Origin of the sequence: Paraburkholderia sp. WC7.3g (genome assembly GCF_050436345.1) — a bacterium.
GTDB lineage: Bacteria > Pseudomonadota > Gammaproteobacteria > Burkholderiales > Burkholderiaceae > Paraburkholderia > Paraburkholderia podalyriae.
On the sequence record NZ_JBNDMA010000001.1, the window covers coordinates 1,189,462 to 1,211,640 of the forward strand.

22 protein-coding genes are annotated in these 22,179 nt (G+C 63.0%); 4 read left to right on the plus strand and 18 right to left on the minus strand.

Going from position 1 to position 22,179, the window contains the following annotated elements; all coding sequences use genetic code 11:
• From OKW43_RS05535 to OKW43_RS05620, 18 genes are all read right to left on the minus strand, one after another.
• The gene (locus OKW43_RS05535; protein ID WP_187637540.1) at window positions 1-915 is read right to left on the minus strand and encodes a DNA-methyltransferase; all 915 of its coding nucleotides are present in this window, start codon (window positions 913-915) and stop codon (window positions 1-3) included.
• A 9-nt stretch (window positions 916-924) separates the two neighbouring features.
• A complete protein-coding gene (trpB, locus tag OKW43_RS05540) occupies window positions 925-2,118 on the minus strand; it encodes a tryptophan synthase subunit beta (protein ID WP_187637541.1) in 1,194 nt (397 codons plus the stop codon).
• A 59-nt stretch (window positions 2,119-2,177) separates the two neighbouring features.
• The gene (locus OKW43_RS05545; protein ID WP_187637542.1) at window positions 2,178-2,888 is read right to left on the minus strand and encodes a phosphoribosylanthranilate isomerase; all 711 of its coding nucleotides are present in this window, start codon (window positions 2,886-2,888) and stop codon (window positions 2,178-2,180) included.
• A complete protein-coding gene (truA, locus tag OKW43_RS05550) occupies window positions 2,885-3,697 on the minus strand; it encodes a tRNA pseudouridine(38-40) synthase TruA (protein ID WP_187637543.1) in 813 nt (270 codons plus the stop codon). The genes OKW43_RS05545 and truA overlap by 4 nt, the downstream gene beginning before the upstream one ends.
• The gene (locus OKW43_RS05555) at window positions 3,694-6,195 is read right to left on the minus strand and encodes a FimV/HubP family polar landmark protein (RefSeq protein WP_429445744.1); all 2,502 of its coding nucleotides are present in this window, start codon (window positions 6,193-6,195) and stop codon (window positions 3,694-3,696) included. Before OKW43_RS05555 ends, truA begins: the two co-directional genes overlap by 4 nt.
• Window positions 6,196-6,333: 138 nt before the next feature.
• Entirely contained in the window at window positions 6,334-7,455 is a 1,122-nt protein-coding gene (gene asd, locus OKW43_RS05560; protein ID WP_187637545.1) for an aspartate-semialdehyde dehydrogenase, read from the minus strand.
• Window positions 7,456-7,539: 84 nt separating this feature from the next.
• On the minus strand, window positions 7,540-7,806 hold the full coding sequence (locus tag OKW43_RS05565) for a hypothetical protein (RefSeq protein WP_187637558.1): 267 nt from the start codon (window positions 7,804-7,806) through the stop codon (window positions 7,540-7,542).
• Window positions 7,784-8,851, minus strand: a complete 1,068-nt coding sequence (gene leuB / locus OKW43_RS05570; protein ID WP_187637546.1) for a 3-isopropylmalate dehydrogenase — start codon at window positions 8,849-8,851, stop codon at window positions 7,784-7,786. Before leuB ends, OKW43_RS05565 begins: the two co-directional genes overlap by 23 nt.
• Window positions 8,852-8,940: 89 nt before the next feature.
• Window positions 8,941-9,594: a 3-isopropylmalate dehydratase small subunit gene (gene leuD, locus OKW43_RS05575; protein ID WP_187637547.1), complete on the minus strand. Its 654-nt coding sequence runs from the start codon at window positions 9,592-9,594 to the stop codon at window positions 8,941-8,943.
• 85 nt (window positions 9,595-9,679) lie between these two features.
• A complete protein-coding gene (locus tag OKW43_RS05580; protein WP_187637548.1) occupies window positions 9,680-9,838 on the minus strand; it encodes an entericidin A/B family lipoprotein in 159 nt (52 codons plus the stop codon).
• 5 nt (window positions 9,839-9,843) lie between these two features.
• A complete protein-coding gene (leuC, locus tag OKW43_RS05585) occupies window positions 9,844-11,253 on the minus strand; it encodes a 3-isopropylmalate dehydratase large subunit (RefSeq protein ID WP_187637549.1) in 1,410 nt (469 codons plus the stop codon).
• A gap of 324 nt (window positions 11,254-11,577) precedes the next feature.
• Complete coding sequence (gene gltA / locus OKW43_RS05590; protein ID WP_429445748.1) at window positions 11,578-12,879, minus strand: citrate synthase; 1,302 nt, start codon at window positions 12,877-12,879, stop codon at window positions 11,578-11,580.
• Between the two features lie 73 nt (window positions 12,880-12,952).
• Entirely contained in the window at window positions 12,953-13,225 is a 273-nt protein-coding gene (locus OKW43_RS05595; protein WP_018424116.1) for a succinate dehydrogenase assembly factor 2, read from the minus strand.
• Between the two features lie 84 nt (window positions 13,226-13,309).
• The gene (locus OKW43_RS05600; RefSeq protein ID WP_184004350.1) at window positions 13,310-14,014 is read right to left on the minus strand and encodes a succinate dehydrogenase iron-sulfur subunit; all 705 of its coding nucleotides are present in this window, start codon (window positions 14,012-14,014) and stop codon (window positions 13,310-13,312) included.
• Window positions 14,015-14,040: 26 nt separating this feature from the next.
• Window positions 14,041-15,816, minus strand: a complete 1,776-nt coding sequence (gene sdhA, locus OKW43_RS05605) for a succinate dehydrogenase flavoprotein subunit (RefSeq protein ID WP_187637551.1) — start codon at window positions 15,814-15,816, stop codon at window positions 14,041-14,043.
• A 4-nt stretch (window positions 15,817-15,820) separates the two neighbouring features.
• On the minus strand, window positions 15,821-16,189 hold the full coding sequence (gene sdhD / locus OKW43_RS05610) for a succinate dehydrogenase, hydrophobic membrane anchor protein (RefSeq protein ID WP_187637552.1): 369 nt from the start codon (window positions 16,187-16,189) through the stop codon (window positions 15,821-15,823).
• A 3-nt stretch (window positions 16,190-16,192) separates the two neighbouring features.
• Window positions 16,193-16,609, minus strand: a complete 417-nt coding sequence (gene sdhC / locus OKW43_RS05615) for a succinate dehydrogenase, cytochrome b556 subunit (protein WP_187637553.1) — start codon at window positions 16,607-16,609, stop codon at window positions 16,193-16,195.
• A 157-nt stretch (window positions 16,610-16,766) separates the two neighbouring features.
• Entirely contained in the window at window positions 16,767-17,567 is an 801-nt protein-coding gene (locus OKW43_RS05620) for a GntR family transcriptional regulator (RefSeq protein ID WP_187637554.1), read from the minus strand.
• A 540-nt stretch (window positions 17,568-18,107) separates the two neighbouring features.
• On the opposite strand from OKW43_RS05620, the gene OKW43_RS05625 reads away from it, so the two are divergent.
• The 4 genes from OKW43_RS05625 to OKW43_RS05640 all read left to right on the plus strand — a co-directional run bounded on the left by OKW43_RS05625 (window position 18,108) and on the right by OKW43_RS05640 (window position 22,156).
• Window positions 18,108-19,091, plus strand: coding sequence for a malate dehydrogenase (locus OKW43_RS05625; protein WP_187637555.1), 984 nt, complete (start codon window positions 18,108-18,110; stop codon window positions 19,089-19,091).
• 191 nt (window positions 19,092-19,282) lie between these two features.
• Window positions 19,283-20,287 carry an HpcH/HpaI aldolase/citrate lyase family protein gene (locus OKW43_RS05630; RefSeq protein WP_429445753.1) on the plus strand — a complete coding sequence of 335 codons (1,005 nt, stop codon included), beginning with the start codon at window positions 19,283-19,285 and terminating at the stop codon, window positions 20,285-20,287.
• A gap of 66 nt (window positions 20,288-20,353) precedes the next feature.
• A complete protein-coding gene (gene prpC, locus OKW43_RS05635; protein WP_429445755.1) occupies window positions 20,354-21,541 on the plus strand; it encodes a bifunctional 2-methylcitrate synthase/citrate synthase in 1,188 nt (395 codons plus the stop codon).
• Window positions 21,542-21,643: 102 nt separating this feature from the next.
• Window positions 21,644-22,156, plus strand: coding sequence for a hypothetical protein (locus tag OKW43_RS05640; protein ID WP_187635497.1), 513 nt, complete (start codon window positions 21,644-21,646; stop codon window positions 22,154-22,156).
• Window positions 22,157-22,179: the final 23 nt, after the last annotated feature.

A 22,179-nucleotide genomic window follows, 5' to 3' on the forward strand; every position in this document is an offset into this window, starting at 1 on the left:
TCACTGCATTTCGGTCGACGACTGCACTTTCGGCTTAGCTCGGGTCCGACGCGGCGCAGCAGGCGTAGCGGCGGCGCTGACGCGCTCGCGCGCTATCGCGCAATAGCTCTCGTTGATCTCATAGCCGACGAATTCGCGCTGGTGACGGACGCAAGCGACTGCGGTGGTGCCGCTGCCCATGAACGGGTCGAGCACGCGGCCGCCCTTCGGACAGCTAGACAGCACCATCCGCTCGACGATTTCCAGAGGTTTCTGCGTCGGGTGCGCGACGCGCTCGGAATGTTGCCGATGCAGACGCGAGACCGACCAGACATCCTTCGGATTATAGCCAAGCTCCAACCACTTGCTTCCTTCAAACAACTTACGCGAACGCGCCTTCTTCGTGACTGCATCGTACGGGATGCGGACGGGGTCCAGATCGAAGAAATAGTCCTTCGACACCGCGAAAAAGCCGATGTTATCGTGCACCGACGTGAAGCGGCGCGTGGTGCCGCCCATACTCGGCACGCGCCGGTCCCAGATGATCTCGTTGACCATCGTAAGTTTCGTCTTCAGGAAACTGAAGATTTCCGGCGCGTACTGCCACGTGCAGAAAATATAGAGCGAACCGGTCGGCTTGAGCTTCGGTACAGCGAGCTCAAGCCAACCGCGCGTCCAGACGAGAAATTCCTCGCCGGTGCGCATGTCCGAGTCGTTGCCATAGTCCTTCCCCAGCCCATAAGGCGGATCACAGACGATCAGGTCGATCGACCCGTCGGGAATGTTCGCTATATCGGTCAGAAAATCGCGGTTCAATAGCTGGATATCGGCCGGCACCTGCGCCAGCAGCGGTGCAGATGCCGCGGCCGCCGGTACCTCGGCGGCCGGATTCGCGGTTTCAATCGCCGGCTGCGGCTCGTCGAACTCGTCGCGCATCGTCCCGGCTCAGAACTGAATACCCGATCGCTCGGCGACCGTGTGCATGTCCTTGTCGCCGCGGCCCGACAGGTTGACCAGCAGAATCTTGTCTTTCGACAAGCTCGGCGCGAGCTTCGTAGCGTAAGCGAGCGCGTGGCTCGACTCCAACGCAGGGATAATGCCCTCGATGTGGCAGCAATCGTGGAACGCCTTTAGCGCCTCTTCGTCAGTGATGCCGACATATTGCGCACGATTGCTCTCTTTTAGCCACGCGTGCTCGGGCCCGACACCCGGATAGTCCAGACCTGCCGACACCGAGTGCGTTTCGATGATCTGCCCGTCTTCATCCTGCAATAGATACGTACGGTTGCCGTGCAAGACACCGGGACTACCGCCGATCAGCGATGCCGCGTGACGACCGGTTTCGATGCCGTCGCCGGCGGCTTCCACGCCGATCAACTGCACCGAACTATCTTCGATGTACGGATAAAAGATACCCATCGCATTCGAACCACCGCCGACACATGCAATCACGGCATCCGGCTGGCGACCGGCGAGTTCGGGCATCTGCACGCGGCATTCGTCGCCGATCACACGCTGGAAGTCTCGCACCATCATCGGATACGGATGCGGACCCGCAACCGTGCCGATGATGTAGAAGGTGTTTTCAACGTTGGTGACCCAGTCGCGCATCGCTTCGTTCAGCGCGTCCTTCAGCGTGCGCGAACCCGATTCGACCGGCACGACCGTCGCGCCGAGCAGTTTCATGCGGTACACGTTGGCGGCCTGGCGGCGCACGTCCTCGACGCCCATGTAGACCACGCACTCCATACCGAAGCGCGCACAGATCGTCGCCGTGGCCACGCCGTGCTGACCGGCACCGGTTTCGGCGATCACGCGCGGCTTGCCCATGCGCCTGGCGAGCAACGCCTGGCCGATCACATTGTTGATCTTGTGCGCGCCGGTGTGATTCAAATCTTCACGCTTCAGATAGACCTGCGCGCCACCTAGCAATTCGCTCCAGCGCTTCGCGTGATAAATCGGGGACGGGCGACCGACGAAATACTTCAGTTCGCGCTCGTACTCGGCGATGAATTCCGGGTCTTTCTGAGATTTCTCGTACGCTTCACGCAGCTCGTCGAGCGCGGAAAACAGCGTTTCAGCGACGAAGACGCCGCCAAACTGGCCAAAGTGGCCTCTTTCGTCAGGCAAGTTGTACATGTGATCACTCTTCTCAGGATGGCTCGCGGCTTTCATCGGAAAGTGCCCGCGAGCCTGAATCATTCAGCGTCCGCGGCGCGCACCGCGCGTACGAACGCCGCCATCCGGGCGTGATCCTTCACGCCCCGGGCGCCCGGTACTTCGATGCCGCTCGAGACATCGACCGCGTACGGGCGCACGCAATGGATCGCATCACTGACGTTTTGCGCGTTCAACCCACCACTCAAAACGGCCCGATGCCCGAGCCCTGCTGGAATAAGTGACCAATCGAAAACCTTCCCGCCGCCGCCATAGCCTTCGACATGGGTGTCGAACAGAAGAGCACTGGCTGCCGCATAGTTGAGCGCCGATTTTACCAAATCGGCCGATCGAGTATCCGCCGCTACCCTCAATGCGCGCAACCAAGGCAAACCCGCAACGCCGGCGAGCGTCTCGCATTGCTCCGGCGTCTCGTCGCCGTGGAACTGCAACAGCGTCAGGTTCACGTTGCTCGCGACTTCGTGGACCCATTCCGGCGTCGCGTTGACGAACAGACCGACGACCGACACGAATGGCGGCACGTCGTGCACGAGCTCGACCGCTTGCGCGACGTTCACCGAGCGCGCGCTCGGCGGATAGAACACGAGGCCGATCGCGTCGGCCCCGAGGTCGATCGCGTGGGCGATGTCGGGGGGTCTCGAAAGTCCGCATAACTTGATACGCGTGCGGTGCGGCACGCTTTGCACGGCGGTGGTATCGGCCTGGTTGGCGGGGTTCTCTGCTGCTTTCATGTTTCTGGTTGCTCGGTCCATACGCTGCTCCACGGCACGCTGCCCGTTGCCGAGTCGGGCACGCCGAATTGCTCAGGATAGCCCACTTGCGCGAGATACAAGCCGTCGGGCATGAAGGTCGGCGCCGCGCAATCGCGGCTGCGGCTCGCGAGCACGTCGGCCATCCACGCGGCCGGGCGGCGGCCGCTGCCGATTTCGATCAGACAGCCCATCACATTGCGCACCATGTGATGCAGGAAGGCGTTCGCGCGAAAGCGGAAATGCACGAAGTTACCTTGCCGTTTGACGTCGATCTGGTACAGGTGTTTGAACGGCGTCTTCGACTGGCATTGCGACGAACGAAACGCCGAAAAGTCGTGCTCGCCGATCAGGTGCTTGGCCGCCGAGCGCATCGCGTCGACGTCGAGCGGCGTGTGCACCCAACCGGCGCGCGTCGTGAGCATCGGCGAGCGTACCGGATTTACGTACAGCACGTAGTAATAGGTCCGCTCGAACGCCGAAAACCGCGCGTGAAAATCATCGGGCATCGGCCTGGCCCATTGCACGCCGATCGTCTTCGGCAGGAACGCGTTCGGGCCGCGCACCCAGGAGATGTCGATGCGATCGAGTTCGGTGTCGAAATGCACGACCTGGCCCAAGCCGTGCACACCTCGGTCGGTGCGGCCGGCCACGATCGTCTGCACGGGCGTGCGCGTGAATTCGCGCAGCGCCCGTTCGAGTTCGTCCTGCACCGTGTTGCCGTGCGGCTGCGACTGCCATCCGGCGAACGCCGCACCGTCGTACTGGACGCCTAATGCAATGCGCCTCACGACAGCGGTGCGAGAGTCGAAAGCAACGCGCGGGCTTCGTTGCGCGTGGCTGGATCGTTCGCTTCGATCACTTCGTTGATGAGCGCGCGAGCGCCCGCCAGATCACCGAGCTCGATGTACTCGGAGGCCAACTCCAGCTTGTTGCGCGCGATGCGGCCGAGATCGGCCGCCGTGAAGGCCGGCAACGGCTGGGCTGGGCTCGGCGGCAACTCGAGGTCGAAGTCGAGCTTCAGCGCGCCGAAGCCAGCCGCGCCGAGGCCCGCGACGGCGCCGTGGCCTGCTGTGCCAGCGGCGATCTGGTCGGCAATGTGCGGGGCGTCGTCGTCCGCGCCGTGGACGCCGATGCTCTGCTGCGCGGTCGTGTCGGGCGATGCAACCGGTTGCGTCGACAGCGAGGTGGGACGCTCCGTCTCGCCGGCGGTGGGCGCTTCTATGCGTGGCGGCAGCGGCATGTTCAGGCTACCGAACGCGTCGACGGCGTCGCGCGGAAAATCAGTCGGAGTGGACGGCGCGGGTTGCGCCGGCACGGGGATGTCGCTGAACGGCTGAGCGAACGCCGTGGTGGTGCGCGGTTCGATCTGATGTTGCGTGAAATCGATCACTGGAGGTGGAACGTCTAACGGGGGCTGCGGTTCGGCCGTCGCAATGTGCGGTGCGACCGAGGGCGTTTCTGTCGGGCTTGGGGTCGGGGTTGCGGGGGCGCCTGTCGTTTTATCCGTCGGGCTTTCTGTGGATTCGTCGTCCCATTTCGGACGATGCGCGCCCTCGTCCTCGGTCCCGCCGATGACCGGTTCGAGCGGTCCCAGCGGCAACGCGTCGGCGCCGAGTTCTGCCGCGGCCGCGAGGTTCGCGGCTGTGGCCGCGGAGCGCAGGGTCTCGTCGTGAGCCGGTGCGACTGCCCGTGATTCGGCAGATGGCTCGCTACCGGTGGATAGCGGGATGCTGGCGAGTGGGGCCGTCGGTGCGGCGGGTTCAGGCGTACCTCCTTGCTGTGCCGCCAGTTCCGCAGCCGCGCGCTCGGCTGCGATGCGTTCCGCTGCAGCTTGCTCCGCTGCCGCGTGTTCTGCTGCCGCGTGTTCTGCTGCTGCCTGTTCCGCTCCCGCCTGTTCCGCTGCGGCTTGCTCGGCTGCTGCACGTTCCGCCGCCACGCGTTCCGCCGCAGCGCGCTCCGCTGCCTCTTCTGCCGCTGCCGCGCTTTCTGCCGCTGCCCGCTCGGCTGCCGCGCTTTCCGCAGCCGCACGCTCTGCCGCTGCCGCCGCAGCAGCCTGCCGTGCGACCTCCTGATCTCGCGCATCCGATCCTTCCGTGACCGGATGCCCCGCCACCGCGCTGCCATCGCGCGAATCGGCCTCACGCGCCGATCTCGTCCTTTCGGCATCAACTGCCTCGGCAGCTCGCGCGGCGGCCTCCTTTTCGCGCTTGCGTCGACTCATACGCAGAGCAGCGAGCAGAACGACCAGTGCCGCGCCCACCGCTGCCGCGATGCTCAGCTCGCGCTGAGACATGCCGCCCTCATCCGACGGCGACGTCGCCACATTCGCGTGCTCCGGCACCACGGTGGCGGCCGCCGCGGAGCCTGGCGCTGCCGGCTGCGCAGCGCTCGTCGGCGCGGGGCTCGAAGCGACCGGCGCCCCGCCGATACCGTGCTTCTGCAACTCCATCAGCACGCGATTTTTCAGCGCCAGCAATTGCTGCAGACTCGACACCTTCGGATGCGGCTGCGAAGCCGCCCGCGCGGCTGTGGTCGCCGGTGCAGTCGCGCTCGCCGCCGACGGCGCTTGTCCGGCAGGCGCGCTCGCCGCCGATTGAACCGATCCGGCCCGTTCTTGCGTGCCACTCGTCGCCACCGGCGCCGAGCCCGCCACTGGCGCGGATGAGAGCCCGCCACCCGCCGCCGCGCCGGAGACCGCGGGTGCGGCTGGCGTCGCCGCTGGAGCCGCGGCGCTGGCCGCACTCGCGGTGGCGGCGTTGACCTGTGCGACAGCACTCGCCGTGCTGGCGGCAGCCGCGGCCGGTGCGGCCATCGGCGCGGAAGCGGGCGCCGCCGCCGAGGACTCCGACGCCCCCGCCGCAGCCCCACCCGACGAAGCCGCCAAGGCGCCCGACGCATCGAGCGCCGGCACGATCAACACCGCCCCTACACGCATCCGGCTCGGATCGTGATTCATGAACGCGGCCGGATTCGTGTCGAACAATGCCCGCGTCGCGCGCGCGAGTACCGCCCGGTCATGCGACAGCGTGACAGCGATCGCGACGTCGTTCAGCGACTGCCCTGCGTGTACCGTGTATTGAGTGCCCGCGGCGACAGCCACGACAGCCGAAGCGGCATCCGGCGCGATCGTGGCGCCAGCGGGTGCGGCAACCGCATTACCCGCGCCAACGCCGAGCAGCGCGAGAGCGAAAGCGGCAGCCGCGGTTATCGCCGCCGGGCGGCTCCCGAATCGCACCTTATCGTGACGAATGGACATAGCCCGAAGAGAGGAGCGTCGAAAGTTCATCGGGACTCCTGGCGCGTCAGCGCGCAGCCTTTTTTGCGAGTGGAAAGAGACAAGATGATCGGAGCACAAAATGAAAAAAGCGCCGCGCAAGCGCGACGCTTCTTGAGTTGTCTACGCGTCGTGAGCGCGTAGTTTACTTTACTTGTCGAGGACAATGCGAAGCATACGACGCAGCGGTTCAGCCGCGCCCCAAAGCAGCTGATCGCCGACCGTGAAGGCCGACAGATATTCGCCGCCCATTGCGAGCTTGCGCACGCGGCCGACCGGCACCGTCAGCGTACCGGTGACGACCGCCGGGGACAGATCGCGCATCGACGCTTCGCGTTCGTTCGGCACGACCTTGACCCAGTCGTTGCCCGACGCGAGGATGCTGTTCACTTCGTCGAGCGGCACGTCCTTGTTCAGCTTGATCGTGAGCGCCTGCGAGTGGCAGCGCATAGCGCCGATCCGCACGCACAAACCGTCGACGGGAATCGAGCCCGGCGTGCCCATGGCCGGCTTGCCGAGAATCTTGTTGGTTTCCGCGCCGCCCTTCCACTCTTCCTTCGACATGCCGTTGCCGAGATCCTTGTCGATCCACGGAATCAGCGAACCAGCGAGCGGCACGCCAAAGTGGTCGGTCGGCATGCTATCGCTGTTCATCGCGTTCAGCACGCGGCGGTCGATGTCGAGAATCGCCGACGCCGGATTCGCGAGTTCGTCCTTCACCGCGCCGTGCAGCGTGCCCATTTGCGACAGCAGTTCGCGCATGTTCTGCGCGCCCGCGCCCGATGCGGCCTGATAAGTCATGGCCGTCATCCAGTCGACGAGGTTCTCGCGGAACAGGCCTCCCAACGCCATCAGCATCAGGCTGACCGTGCAGTTGCCGCCGATGAAGTTCTTCTGGCCTTTGACTAGCGCGTTCTTGATCACGTCGAGGTTGACCGGATCGAGGATGATGACCGCGTCGTCCTTCATGCGCAGCGACGATGCCGCGTCGATCCAGTAGCCGTTCCAGCCCGCCGCGCGCAGCTTCGGGAACACTTCGTTCGTGTAGTCACCGCCCTGGCAGGAAATGATCGCGTCGCACTTCTTCAGGTCTTCGATGCTTGTCGCATCTTTGAGCTTGGTCTCGTTTTTGGCGAACGACGGCGCGTTGCCGCCCGCGTTGCTGGTGCTGAAAAACACCGGTTCGATCAAGTCGAAATCGCCTTCCTGCTGCATGCGTTGCATCAGGACGCTGCCGACCATGCCGCGCCAACCTACGAGACCTACGTTCATGACTTCATACCCTTCGAATGGAAACTTCCCCGCATCTTTGCCCGCAGTGACCGCGCGGGGAAGATGGGCGGGCACGACGGACGATCAGCGCTTCGTGATCGTTTTCGGGGTAATGGTTTTGATGGTAATGGCGAACTCGATCACACGGGCCGTTGTGCCGTGCAGTTTGGAAATCGAGGAGATTTGGGGGATCTGAGCCATCACAACAATATACACGAAAACGGAAAACTGGCGGCGTTCTTCGCCGTATGACGCACGAATCGGCCTGTTTTTAAGGCCGATTCGCGTTTTAAATGCCAGTATCGATGACCTGACTACCGCATGCGTTTTACAGCGCGGCCACGACGGCATCGCCCATCGCGGCGGTGCCGACCTGCTTGCAACCCGGCGTGAGAATGTCGCCGGTACGATAGCCTTGCTCGAGCACCTTCTTCACCGCGGTTTCGATGCGATCGGCCTGCTCCGCCTTGTTCAGCGAATAGCGCAGCATCATCGCAGCCGAGAGGATCGTGGCGAGCGGATTCGCCACGCCCTTGCCGGCGATATCCGGAGCGGAACCGTGCGACGGCTCATACAAGCCCTTGTTGTTCTTGTCGAGCGATGCCGACGGCAGCATGCCGATCGAGCCGGTCAACATGGCCGCCTCGTCCGACAGGATATCGCCGAACATGTTGCCGGTCACGATCACGTCGAACGACTTCGGCGCCTTCACGAGCTGCATCGCGGCGTTGTCGACGTACATGTGCGACAGCTCGACGTCCGCGTATTCCTTCGACACGTCGATCATCACGTCCTTCCAGAACTGCGACGTTTCGAGCACGTTCGCTTTGTCGACCGAGGTCAGCTTCTTGCCGCGCTTTTGCGCCGCCTGAAACGCGACGTGCGCGATGCGGCGCACTTCGGGTTCCGAATAGCGCATCGTATCGAAGCCTTCCTTCGCGCCGGCGAACAGGCCGTCCGGCGACGTACGCACGCCGCGCGGCGCGCCGAAGTAGATGTCGCCGTTCAGTTCGCGCACGATCAGGATGTCGAGACCCGAAACGATCTCTTCCTTCAGCGACGACGCGCCCGTCAGTTGCGGGTAGCAGATCGCCGGACGGAAGTTCGCGAAGAGTTCGAGGTGCTTGCGCAGACCGAGAATCGCCTGCTCAGGGCGCAGCGCGCGTTCGAGCTTGTCGTACTTCCAGTCGCCGACCGCGCCGAACAGGATCGCGTCGGCGTCTTTCGCGAGCGCGAGCGTCGAGTCGGGCAGCGGGTGGCCCTTCGCTTCGTAGCCCGCGCCGCCGACCGGCGCTTCTTCGAGTTCGAACTTCTCGCCAAGCACGTTCAAGACCTTGACGGCCTCCTTGACGATTTCGGGACCGATGCCGTCGCCCGGCAACACTGCGATCTTCATGCGAATTCCTTGATGATTTTTGGAGTCTTTCTGGCGCAAACCGACGTGGGCGGCGCGGACTTCAGGCCCCTACGCCGCCACGGGTTCGCTTAACCGACGAGGCGATTGTTCAGCCACGGTTGCTTCGCGAGACGCTCCGCTTCGAACTGGCGGATCTTGTCCGCGTGACGCAGCGTGAGGCCGATGTCGTCGAAACCGTTCAGCAGACAGTACTTTCGGAACCCTGCGACATCGAACGGATATTCGGTGCCGCCGTCGGCCGTGCGCACGACTTGCGCTTCGAGGTCGATCGTCAGCTTGAAGCCGTTGAATGCATACGTTTCGTTGAACAGATGATCGACCTGCTGTTCGGTCAGCACGATCGGCAGCACGCCGTTCTTGAAGCAGTTGTTGTAAAAGATGTCCGCGAAGCTCGGCGCGATCAGCGCGCGAAAGCCGTACTGCTGCAACGCCCAAGGCGCGTGTTCGCGCGAACTGCCGCAGCCGAAATTCTTGCGCGCGAGCAGTACCGAGGCGCCTTGGTAGCGCGACTGGTTCAGTACGAAGTCCGGGTTCAACGGACGCTTCGAGTTGTCCTGCCCCGGCTCGCCGTGGTCGAGATAGCGCCATTCGTCGAACGCGTTCGGACCGAAGCCCGTGCGTTTGATCGATTTCAGGAACTGTTTCGGAATGATCGCGTCGGTGTCGACGTTCTCGCGATCGAGCGGCGCGACGACGCCGGTATGTACGGTGAATTTATCCATGACGTTTGCGCCTGTTCAGGACCGGGCGATGCGACTGGCGGCTGAAAATCCCCGCGCCGCATCGCCGGCAAAAATCAAAAACCGCTTATTTCTCAGCGTGATTGCTGATCGAATTGCCGAGGTGCGACATGTCCTCGCCGAATCCGTGCACCGTGTTGCAGCCGGCAAGACCGAGCAGGAGCCCGGCGAGCGTGCCGAGTGCGAAGCGGCGCAATACAGCGATGCGATTCATGTTCTTCATCATGCGATTTATCCAAGCTTGCGAATATCGACGAAATGCCCTTCGATGGCTGCAGCCGCAGCCATTGCGGGGCTCACCAGGTGCGTGCGGCCACCAGCGCCCTGACGGCCTTCGAAGTTCCGGTTCGACGTGGACGCGCAGCGCTCGCCCGGCTCGAGCCGGTCGGCGTTCATCGCGAGACACATCGAGCAGCCCGGCTCGCGCCATTCGAAACCGGCGTCGGTAAAGACCTTATCGAGACCTTCACGCTCCGCCTGCGCCTTCACGAGACCCGAACCCGGCACGACCATCGCCAGACGGATGTTCGGCGCGACGCGGCGGCCGAGCTTCTTCACGACGTAAGCCGCGGCGCGAATGTCTTCGATGCGCGCGTTGGTGCACGACCCGATGAAGATTTTATCCGGCTTGATCGATTCGATCGGCGCATTCGGCTCGAGCGCCATGTACTTGAGCGCGCGCTCCATCGCGTTGCGCTTGACCGGGTCCTTCTCGCGCTCCGGGTCCGGCACGCGGCCGTCGACCGGCGTGACCATTTCCGGCGACGTGCCCCACGTGACCTGGGGCACGATTTCGGCCGCGTTCAGCTCGACCACGCGGTCGAAATACGCGGCGTCGTCCGACTTGAACTGCTTCCAGTACTCGACCGCGTGATCCCACTCGACGCCTTGCGGCGAGAACGGACGACCCTTCAGGTATTCGACCGTGGTGTCGTCGACGGCGACCATGCCGGCGCGCGCGCCCGCTTCGATCGCCATGTTGCAAACCGTCATACGGCCTTCCATCGACAGCGAACGGATCGTCGAGCCGCCGAATTCGATCGCGTAGCCGGTGCCGCCCGCCGTGCCGATCTTGCCGATGATCGCGAGCACGATGTCCTTCGCGGTACAGCCGCGCGGCAGTTGGCCCTCGACCTTCACGAGCATGTTCTTGCTCTTCTTCTGCAGCAGCGTTTGCGTAGCCAGCACGTGCTCGACTTCCGACGTGCCGATGCCGTGCGCAAGCGCGCCGAACGCGCCGTGCGTGGACGTGTGCGAGTCGCCGCAGACGATCGTCATACCCGGCAGCGTAGCGCCCTGTTCCGGCCCGATGATGTGGACGATGCCCTGACGAAGGTCGTTCATCTTGAACTGCGTGATGCCGTAGGCGTCGCAGTTCGTGTCGAGCGTGTCGACCTGCAGCTTCGACACCGGGTCGGCGATGCCGTGGCTGCGGTCCGTGGTCGGCACGTTGTGGTCGGACACGGCCAGGTTCGCGCTGATGCGCCACACCGGACGCCCGGCCATCTTCAGGCCTTCGAACGCCTGCGGGCTGGTCACTTCATGCAGCAGGTGACGGTCGATGTAGAGAATCGTGGTGCCGTCGTCTTCCGTGTGGACCACGTGCGTGTTCCACAATTTGTCGTAGAGAGTCTGTGCCATGGTATGCGGGGTAGTAATGACTGGACTGCGGGCTGACTGTGTCAATTGATTATGCCACGCGACGCACTGCGATGGGCTGCTCAGACGGCGAAAAAACCGATAAAAAACATGGGGTTGGCTGGTAGTGGCCATACCTGTATCGACGTTACCCGGCAAGCGTGAACCGCAGCGACGTCAATGCGCCGCGTACGCGACCCACAGCGGCCGCAGAAACAAAAACGCCCCACCGGGTAGACCCGTTGAGGCGTTCCATTCGCTCCGATTTCGCGCTCCTGCGCCGCACAAATGCCGCGACGAAGCGCGCCTATCGACGCCGGTCAGCGATTAGCGCTGTGCGATCGGCTTCGCTTCACGCAGCGTATCGCCGATGAACAGCTGACGCGGACGGCCAATCTTCTGTTCGGGATCGGCGATCATTTCGTTCCACTGCGCAATCCAACCGACCGTACGTGCCATCGCGAAGATACACGTGAACATCGACGTCGGAATGCCCAGCGCGCGCTGCACGATACCCGAGTAGAAGTCGACGTTCGGGTACAGCTTGCGCGACACGAAGTATTCGTCTTCGAGCGCGATCTTTTCGAGTTCCATTGCCAGCTTGAACAGCGGGTCGTCGTGCAGACCCAGCTCCTCGAGCACTTCGTAGCAGGTTTCGCGCATCAGCTTCGCGCGCGGGTCGTAGTTCTTGTACACGCGGTGGCCGAAGCCCATCAGCTTCACGCCCGAGTTCTTGTCCTTCACCTGCTTGATGAACTCAGGAATGTTGTCGACGGAGCCGATTTCTTCCAACATGTTCAGCGCGGCTTCGTTCGCACCGCCGTGCGCCGGGCCCCACAGACACGCGATACCCGCTGCGATACACGCGAACGGATTCGCCCCCGACGAGCCGGCGAGACGCACGGTCGACGTCGACGCGTTCTGCTCGTGATCCGCGTGCAGGATCAGGATGCGGTCGAGCGCGCGCACCAGCACGTCGTTGACCGCGTACTCTTCGCACGGGTTCGAGAACATCATGCGCATGAAGTTCGCGCTGTACGACAGATCGTTCTTCGGGTACACGAACGGCTGGCCGATGCTGTACTTGTACGCCATCGCGACCAGCGTGGGCAGCTTCGCGATCATACGGATCGCCGACACTTCGCGGTGATGCGGGTTATTGATGTCGAGCGAGTCGTGATAGAACGCGGACAGCGCGCCGACTGCGGCGACCAGAATCGCCATCGGATGCGCATCGCGACGGAAGCCGCGGAAGAAGAACTGCATCTGCTCGTGCACCATCGTGTGCTTCGTGACGGTGCCGACGAATTCGGCCTTTTGCTTCTCGTTCGGCAACTCGCCGTTCAGCAGCAGGTAGCAGGTTTCGAGGAAGTCGGCGTTTTGCGCGAGGTTGTCGATCGCGTAGCCGCGGTAGAGCAGTTCGCCCTTGTCGCCGTCGATGTAGGTGATCGCCGAATTGCACGCCGCCGTCGACATGAAGCCCGGGTCGTACGTGAATTTGCCGGTCTGGCCGTACAGCTTGCGGATGTCGATGACATCCGGGCCAATCGTGCCCTTGTAAATCGGCATTTCGACGCTCGGCGAATTGTCGCTGAACGATAGCGTGGCTTTAACATCTGACGGGGTCATAGCACATCCTCAATCGAAGTATGGATACAGGGTTTCGATAATTGCACACCTGGGAACAACGGACTGGCGGCGCTCAAGCGTTGCGCAGCAACTCCAGAACCCGGACCACGTCCGGGTCGGCCAGATCGCCTTCTGGTTCCTTGCGCGCGAGCAGCAAGTCCATCAGGTCGTTATCGCTCAGCTCGAGCAGGCGCGTGAGCGCGCCCACGTCGGCATCGCTGAGGTCATGCTCATATCGGCTGAAAAAACGTTCGAAAATCAGGTCGTTTTCCAGCAGGCCCCGACGTGCGCGCCAGCGAAGACGCGCGCGGCGGAGAGGGTCGGACTGATGTGATGTTTCGGTCATGGCGGTACGCTCCGCGCCGCGTCCAGCCGCACTGACCGCCCTCTCGGGGGCAGCGCGCGCCAGCGAGCGCGGGGCTCATTGATACTAGACAGCGCGGCGAACCATCAATTCCTTGATCTTGCCGATTGCCTTGGTCGGGTTCAGGCCCTTCGGGCAAACGTCGACGCAGTTCATGATGGTGTGGCAACGGAACAGACGGTACGGGTCTTCCAGGTTGTCGAGACGCTCGCCGGTTGCCTGGTCGCGGCTGTCCGCGATGAAGCGGTAGGCCTGCAGCAAACCAGCCGGGCCGACGAACTTGTCCGGGTTCCACCAGAAGCTCGGGCACGACGTCGAACAGCTCGCGCACAGGATACATTCGTACAGGCCGTCGAGCTCGTCGCGTTCTTCCGGCGACTGCAGACGTTCCTTTTCGGGCGGCGGCGTGTCGTTGATCAGGTACGGCTTGATCGAGTGATACTGGTTGAAGAACTGCGTGAAGTCGCAGATCAGGTCACGCACGACGGGCAGGCCCGGCAGCGGACGCAGCACGATCTTCTGCGGCAGGTCGTTCAGGTTCGTCAGGCACGCGAGGCCGTTCTTGCCGTTGATGTTCATTGCGTCCGAACCGCACACGCCTTCGCGGCACGAGCGACGGAATGACAAGGTTTCGTCGAGCGCCTTCAACTTGATCAGCGCGTCGAGCAGCATGCGTTCGTGCGAGTCGATTTCGATCTCATACGTTTGCATGCGCGGTGCGGCGTCCTTGTCCGGATCGTAGCGGTAAATTTCAAATGTACGCTTGGCCATTTCTCTGAATTCCTTTGACTTGTGCCTTAGAAGGTACGCGCTTTCGGCGGAACCGATTCGACGGTCAGCGGCTTCATGTGAACCGGCTTGTAGTCGAGGCGATCGCCTTCGCTGAACCACAACGTATGGCGCAGCCAGTTTTCGTCGTCGCGATGTTCGAAGTCGTCTTGCGCGTGCGCGCCACGGCTTTCCTTGCGCGCTTCGGCCGAGACCATCGTGGCGCGCGCCACTTCGATCAGGTTCGCCACTTCAAGCGCTTCGATACGGGCCGTGTTGAAGACCTTCGACTTGTCCTTCAGATGGATGTTGTCGACGCGTGCGGCCACTTCGCGGATGGCTTCGACGCCTTCGGCCAGCAGAGCCGACGTACGGAACACGCCAGCGTGCTTCTGCATCGTGCCGCGGATGTCGTTGGCGACCGACTGCGCGTACTCGCCCGACGACGAATTATCGAGCTTCGCCAGACGCGACAGCGCGAAGTCGGCTGCATCGGCCGGCAGCGGCTTGTGCTCTTTCAGTTCCTTCACGTGCTTGACGATGTGGTTGCCGGCAGCGCGGCCGAACACCACGAGGTCGAGCAGTGAGTTCGTGCCGAGACGGTTCGCACCGTGCACCGATACGCACGAGCATTCGCCCACTGCGTAGAAACCGTTGACGACTTCTTCGGGGCCGCGCGGCGTACCGACGACCTGGCCGTTGATGTTCGTCGGGATACCGCCCATCTGGTAGTGGATGGTCGGCACGACCGGGATCGGCTCCTTGATACAGTCGACGTTCGCGAACTTCAGCGCGATTTCGCGGATCGACGGCAGACGCTTCATGATGGTCTCGGCGCCGATGTGCGACAGGTCGAGCAGCACGTGATCCTTGTTCGGACCCACGCCGCGGCCTTCCTTGATTTCCTGGTCCATCGAACGCGAAACGAAGTCGCGCGGCGCCAGGTCCTTCAGCGTCGGCGCGTAGCGTTCCATGAAGCGCTCGCCGTTCGAGTTACGCAGAATACCGCCTTCGCCGCGCACGCCTTCGGTGATCAGCACGCCCGCGCCGGCTACGCCGGTCGGGTGGAATTGCCAGAATTCCATGTCCTGCAGCGCGATGCCAGAACGGGCCGCCATGCCGAGGCCGTCACCGGTGTTGATGAACGCGTTGGTCGATGCCGCGAAGATCCGGCCCGCGCCGCCCGTGGCGAACAGCGTGGTCTTGCCTTCGAGGATGTAGACGTCGCCGGTTTCCATTTCCAGCGCGGTCACGCCGAGCACGTCGCCGTCGGCGTCGCGGATCAGGTCCAGCGCCATCCATTCGACGAAGAATTGCGTCTTGGCGGCAACGTTCTGCTGGTACAGCGTGTGCAGCAGCGCGTGACCCGTGCGGTCAGCCGCCGCGCAAGCGCGTTGCACCGGCTTTTCGCCGTAGTTCGCGGTGTGGCCGCCGAACGGGCGCTGATAGATCGTGCCGTCGGCGTTACGGTCGAACGGCATGCCGAAGTGTTCGAGTTCGTAGACGGCGTTCGGTGCTTCACGGCACATGAACTCGATTGCGTCCTGGTCGCCGAGCCAGTCGGAGCCCTTGATCGTGTCGTAGAAGTGGTAGTGCCAGTTGTCTTCGCTCATGTTGCCGAGCGAAGCGCCGATGCCGCCCTGGGCAGCGACCGTGTGCGAACGCGTCGGGAACACCTTGGACAGCACGCATACCGACAGACCGGCGCGCGCGAGTTGCAGCGACGCGCGCATCCCCGAGCCGCCCGCGCCGACGATGACCACGTCGAAGCGGCGACGCGGCAGAGAATTCTTGATTGCAACCATGCTTTTATACTCTCCAGAGAATCTGCGCAGCGTAGCCCGCACATGCGAGCAGCCAGAGGATCGTCAGCGCCTGCAGGACGAGACGCGTGCCAACGGGCTTCACGTAATCCATCCAGATGTCGCGCATACCCACCCACGCGTGGTAGAACAGCGAGAGAAGCGTGACGAACGTGGCGAGCTTCATCCACTGCGTCGCGAAGATCGACGCCCAGCCGTCGTACGAGAAGTCGCGCGCGAGGAAGAACCAGGCGAGCAGAATCACGGTGTAGACCGCCATCACGCAGGCGGTGATGCGTTGCGCGAGCCAGTCGCGCAGACCGTAATGCGCGCCGACGACGAGACGCTTGGAACCGATTCGGTTATTGGCTGCCATTTTTTAGAATGCTCCGAACAGTTTTGCGGCGAATGCGATGGTGAGCAGCGACGACACGACGATTACCACGATGGAGGTCGATTTACCCTTCTCTTTCGACACGGCATCATGATTCGTATCCATCACGAGATGACGGACACCGGCGCAGAAGTGGAACAGGAAAGCCCACGCGAGAACGAGCGTGATCAGCTTGACGATGATATTGGAGAGGAAGCCCTTGAAAACTTCGAAGCTCAGTTCGGAAGTCAGGCTCTGATCGAAGAGGAACAGCAGGAACGGAAGAAAGATAAACAACAAGCTACCGCTCACGCGGTGCAGAATCGACACGCGCCCCGCCAGCGGGAGACGGTATGCCGTCAGTATTTGCCCAATACCGATGTTCCGGAATTCCGGCCTCGGTTTTTTTACGGCTTCTGCCATGCTAGACCCCTACTATGTAGTCACACTAATCCGCAATTTTAGCGCCTTTTTATAACGCGCTGCAGCGAAAACCACGCTGGGTCCTTTGCCGCGCGCGCAATGAAAGCGCCTTCCGATAGGCACGCGTGTGGGACGCCGCGCCTCGTTTCAGCCCGATTCAGCTCAGCTCGTTCTGATAGTAATACCCGGTTGTGACATACCAACCTCGCCGGACTTCGACCGGCCGGTCCCCATAGGTATAGGACACGCGCTCGACCGAGAGCAACGGAAACCCCCCCGGCACATGCAGCAATTCCGCCACGGAAGGCTCCGCCGCGACCGCGCGGATTTTCTCCGTCGCGCGAATCATGCGGGTGCCGAATTCCGTCTCGAACATCGCGTAGAGAGGCCCCTGGTACTCCGACAGCCGCTCAAGCGTGAGCCCGCGGAACACCGCGCCGGGCAGCCAGATCTCGTCGAGCACGGTGACTTCGCCGTCGAACTGCAGCAAACGCTTGATCAGCACGACCGGATCGGCGGGCTTCAGATCGAGTTGCCGCGCGATTTCCGCCGACGCGCGCAGCCGTCGGCATTCGAGCAGACGGCTCACGTGCGGATGCTCGGCGCCGTCGTCGGCAAGCAGTCTCAGGAAGCGGAATTGCGCGCGCTCTTCGTTGTGCGTCGCAACGAACGTGCCTTTGCCCTGGCGGCGCACCAGCAGGTTGTCCGCGGCCAGTTCATCGATCGCCTTGCGCACGGTGCCCTGGCTTACCTTGAAACGCGCGGCCAGTTCGACTTCACTAGGAATGATCTCGCCCGGCTTCCATTCGCCGCTTTCGAGGCTCTGCGTAATCAAGCCCTTGATCTGTTGATATAGGGGGCTGAAGGTCGGCGACGCAGCAGGAGAAACAGCGGATACACCTTCGCCCGCGGCCCCTTGGCCATTCGGGTTCGCAGGATTCGCCGGGTTCGAATTCATGCGCGCATTTCATCATAAAGGGCTGGGGCACGTCTAGGGTTTTTCCCGGGATAGATATGTCTTATATAAGACATAAGATACTGTTGACTTTGTCAGTTTCGACTCCTACACTCCTTGTCGAGCAAGGGTTTGCGGGTTTTTGCGGCGGCTGTTTGATGCAACGCCGCAACGCTCCGGCAGCCACTCTGCACCATGCCCTCCCCTACGCAGTTCAGGTTTCGATTCGCCGCCATCCGTTGCAGTCGCGCGCCGTATCCGTGTTGCACCCGCTGGCCAGACGCTTGCCGAAACGCGCTGTTTGCAGGAGCCCGCACCGTGCAGTCGCGGCCCCGGCCGCGGCGTGTGCTTCGGCCATCCGGTCCCGCTCGGCAGTACAGGTTTCCGGCACGGCGGTCTTGCCGAAGCGCGCCGTCCGGTCTCGGCATATTCCGAGCCCGCGCGCGAACAGTGAATTCCGCCGTGTTTCACTACGCTTCGCTGAACGCGCATATAGAATGGCGTTTTCCCTAGCGTCTAACGCATCGTCCTGGAGATTTCTCAATGGCTAAGCCCGCAAAGCGCGTTGCCGTCACTGGCGCCGCAGGTCAAATCGCTTACTCCCTGCTATTCCGCATCGCCAATGGCGACCTGCTCGGCAAGGACCAGCCGGTGATCCTGCAACTGCTCGATCTGCCGCAAGCGCAAGCCGCCGTCAAAGGCGTCGTGATGGAACTGGATGATTGCGCATTCCCGCTGCTGTCGGGCGTCGTGATCACGGACGACCCGAAGGTCGCGTTCAAGGACGCCGACATTGCATTGCTCGTCGGCGCGCGTCCGCGCTCGAAGGGCATGGAGCGCAAAGATCTGCTGTCGGCCAACGCCGAAATCTTCACGGTTCAGGGCAAGGCGCTGAACGACGTCGCCAGCCGCGACGTGAAGGTGCTGGTGGTGGGCAACCCGGCCAACACGAACGCGTACATCGCGATGAAGTCGGCGCCGGATCTGCCGAAGAAGAACTTCACCGCGATGCTGCGTCTGGACCACAACCGCGCACTTTCGCAACTGGCCGCCAAGTCGGGCAAGCCGGTCGCGTCGATCGAAAAGCTCGCAGTGTGGGGCAATCACTCGCCGACCATGTACCCGGACTTCCGCGTCGCAACGGCTGAAGGTCAGGACCTGACCAAGCTGATCAACGACGACGAATGGAACCGCAACACGTTCATCCCGACCGTCGGCAAGCGCGGCGCGGCGATCATCGAAGCGCGCGGCCTGTCGTCGGCGGCATCGGCGGCTAACGCTGCAATCGACCACGTGCGCGACTGGGTGCTGGGCACCAACGGCAAGTGGGTCACGATGGGCATCCCGTCGGACGGCTCGTACGGCATCCCTGAAGACATCATCTACGGCGTGCCCGTGACCTGCGAAAACGGCGAGTACAAGCGCGTCGAAGGTCTGGCAATCGACGCGTTCTCGCGCGAAAAGATGGACGGCACGCTGCAGGAACTGCTGGAAGAGCGCGAAGGCGTTCAGCACCTGCTCGGCTAGGCACCTGATGCGGATGAACCGGAACTCCGAAGCGTCAGCGCGGCGGGTTCCGGTTTTTTTCGTGCGAATGGCTGTGCGATCATCGCCATTCGCGTCTGATTCGACCGTGCTTTGCCGTTGCCCGACCGCACGCTCGCAGAGCACGCCCGAATCCGACATCCCTAATCCTCATCACGCCCCACACGCCGAAGATGCGCGTTCTCACACCCGCCGAAGTGCTGTTTGAGGGCGAAGCGCCGCCCGCTGTGCTGCCTGCCTGCGATCACTACGCGGGCAGTGAAAAGCTGATGCTGAAGTCGCTCGCGTTGCAGCAGCAACTCGGCCCGGTGTTCGATATCACGCTCGATTGCGAAGACGGCGCGCAGGTCGGCCGCGAGGCCGAGCACGCGGAACTGGTCGCATCGCTGCCGGGCAGCGAGCATGACCGCTTCGGCCGCGTCGGCGTGCGCATTCACGACTTCGCTCACGCGCATTGGCGCGACGACGTACGCCTGATCCTGCGCGCCGCAAAGCGAGCACCCGCTTACATCACGCTGCCGAAAATCCGCAACGTCCACGATGCCGCCGAAATGATCGCGTTCATCGAGGCGACGCGGCGCGAGCTCGGCATCGCGCAGCCGGTGCCGGTGCAACTGCTGGTCGAAACCCACGGCGCGCTCACGCGCGTGTTCGAACTAGCCGCGCTGCCGGGCGTCGAGGCGCTGAGCTTCGGCCTGATGGACTTCGTCTCCGCGCACGACGGCGCGATCCCCGATACCGCGATGCGCTCGCCGGGCCAATTCGATCATCCGCTCGTGCGGCGCGCGAAGCTCGAGATTTCGGCGGCCTGTCACGCGTACGGCAAGGTGCCGTCGCACAACGTCAGCACCGAAGTGCGCGACATGCGCGTGGTCGCGAACGACGCGCAGCGTGCCCGCAATGAGTTCGGCTACACGCGCATGTGGAGCATCCACCCCGCGCAGATCGAGGCGATCGTCGCCGCGTTCGCGCCGCGCGACGAAGAAATCGCGACGGCCACCGAAATCCTGCTGGGCGCGCAAACCGCGCATTGGGGCCCGACGCGTCACGGCGACACGCTGCACGATCGGGCGAGCTACCGCTATTACTGGTCGGTGCTGCGCCGCGCGCAAACCACCGGCCGCGCTGTTCCGCAAGAAGCGGCGCCACTTTTTTCGAAAGTGGGCGCTAACGGATAGTCGGCGGCATAAGCGACGCGTTTTTCAAACGGCAGCAATGAGCCGGCACACAGGAGAAGGCGGAAGATGAGCGAGACGACGCAAGCCGCTGGCGCAACAGGCGGCAACGAAACGCAAAGCGGCTTCAAGCCGAAAAAATCCGTCGCGCTGTCCGGCGTGACCGCGGGCAACACCGCGCTGTGCACGGTCGGCAAGACCGGCAACGATCTGCACTATCGCGGCTACGACATTCTCGATATCGCCAGCGCATGCGAATTTGAAGAAGTCGCCTATCTGCTGGTCCACGGCAAGCTGCCGACGCCGGCCGAGCTGAGCGCGTACAAGACGAAGCTGAAGTCGATGCGCGGCCTGCCCGCCAACGTGAAGGCCGCGCTCGAATGGATTCCGGCCGCCGCGCATCCGATGGACGTGATGCGCACCGGCGTATCGGTGCTCGGCACCGTCCTGCCGGAGAAGGACGATCACAACCTGCCCGGCGCGCGCGATATCGCCGACAAGCTGATGGCCTCGCTCGGCTCGATGCTGCTGTACTGGTATCACTACTCGCACAACGGCAAGCGCATCGAGGTCGAAACCGACGACGATTCGATCGGCGGCCACTTCCTGCATCTGCTGCATGGCGTCGCGCCGTCGAAGGCGTGGGTCGACGCGATGCACGTGTCGCTGAACCTGTATGCGGAGCACGAGTTCAACGCGTCGACGTTCACGGGACGCGTGATCGCGGGCACGGGCTCGGACATCTACTCGGCGATCACCGGCGCGATCGGCGCGCTGCGCGGCCCGAAACACGGCGGCGCCAATGAAGCCGCGTTCGAAATCCAGTCGCGCTACCAGACGCCCGACGAAGCCGAAGCGGACATCCGCCGCCGTGTCGGCAACAAGGAAGTCGTGATCGGCTTCGGGCATCCGGTGTACACGATCTCGGACCCGCGCCACAAGGTCATCAAGGAAGTCGCGAAGAACCTGTCGAACAAGGCCGGCAACCTGAAGCTGTTCTCGATCGCCGATCGGCTCGAATCGGTAATGTGGGACGCGAAGAAGATGTTCCCGAACCTCGACTGGTTCAGCGCGGTGTCGTATCACATGATGGGCGTGCCGACCGCGATGTTCACGCCGCTGTTCGTGATCTCGCGCACGGCAGGATGGAGCGCGCACATCATCGAGCAGCGCGTCGACAACAAGATCATCCGGCCGAGCGCGAATTACACCGGACCCGAGAATTTGAAGTACGTGCCGCTAAATAGGAGAAAATAGCGGTCGCTGTGCGCTCCACAGCGCGTGCAGTTCAACCCGCGCGGCCGCCGGACCGGTCGTCCGCGCACTGTTTAACTGATTTCAGATAGAAAGGTTTTCTCCATGAAAAAGCTGATGATCGCCGCCATGATTGGCGCCCTGTCCACGACGATGCTGTCCGTCGCGACTGACGCCGCTGCTGCGGACACGGCCACCACCACGAAGAAGCCGGCCACCAAGGCTGTCGCCAAGCGACCGGAGCCGCGCCGGCTGATCAAGCGCAAGCCGAATCCGGAGAAGGAAGCGAAGCTCGATCCGATCCCGGAAGGCGCCGAAAAGTGGTCGTGCAAGGACGGCCTTGCTTTCGAAATGAAAGGCGACATGAAGCGTGACCAGATCGTCACGGTTCACTGGGCGAACAAGAACTACAGCCTGCCGCGCGAAACGACCACGACGGGCGCCGATCGCTTCCACGACGCGGCAACCGGTATGGACCTCGTCGTGATCCCGACAAAGGCCATGCTGTTCCAGGACAAGGACAGCTCGCGTCTCGCCGACGAGTGCAAGACGGTCGCCATGGAACAGGGCGCGCCGGCTCCAACGCAATCGAACGCGATCAACAAGACCGGCAACTGATTCTCGCCGCCAGGGAAGCCCCC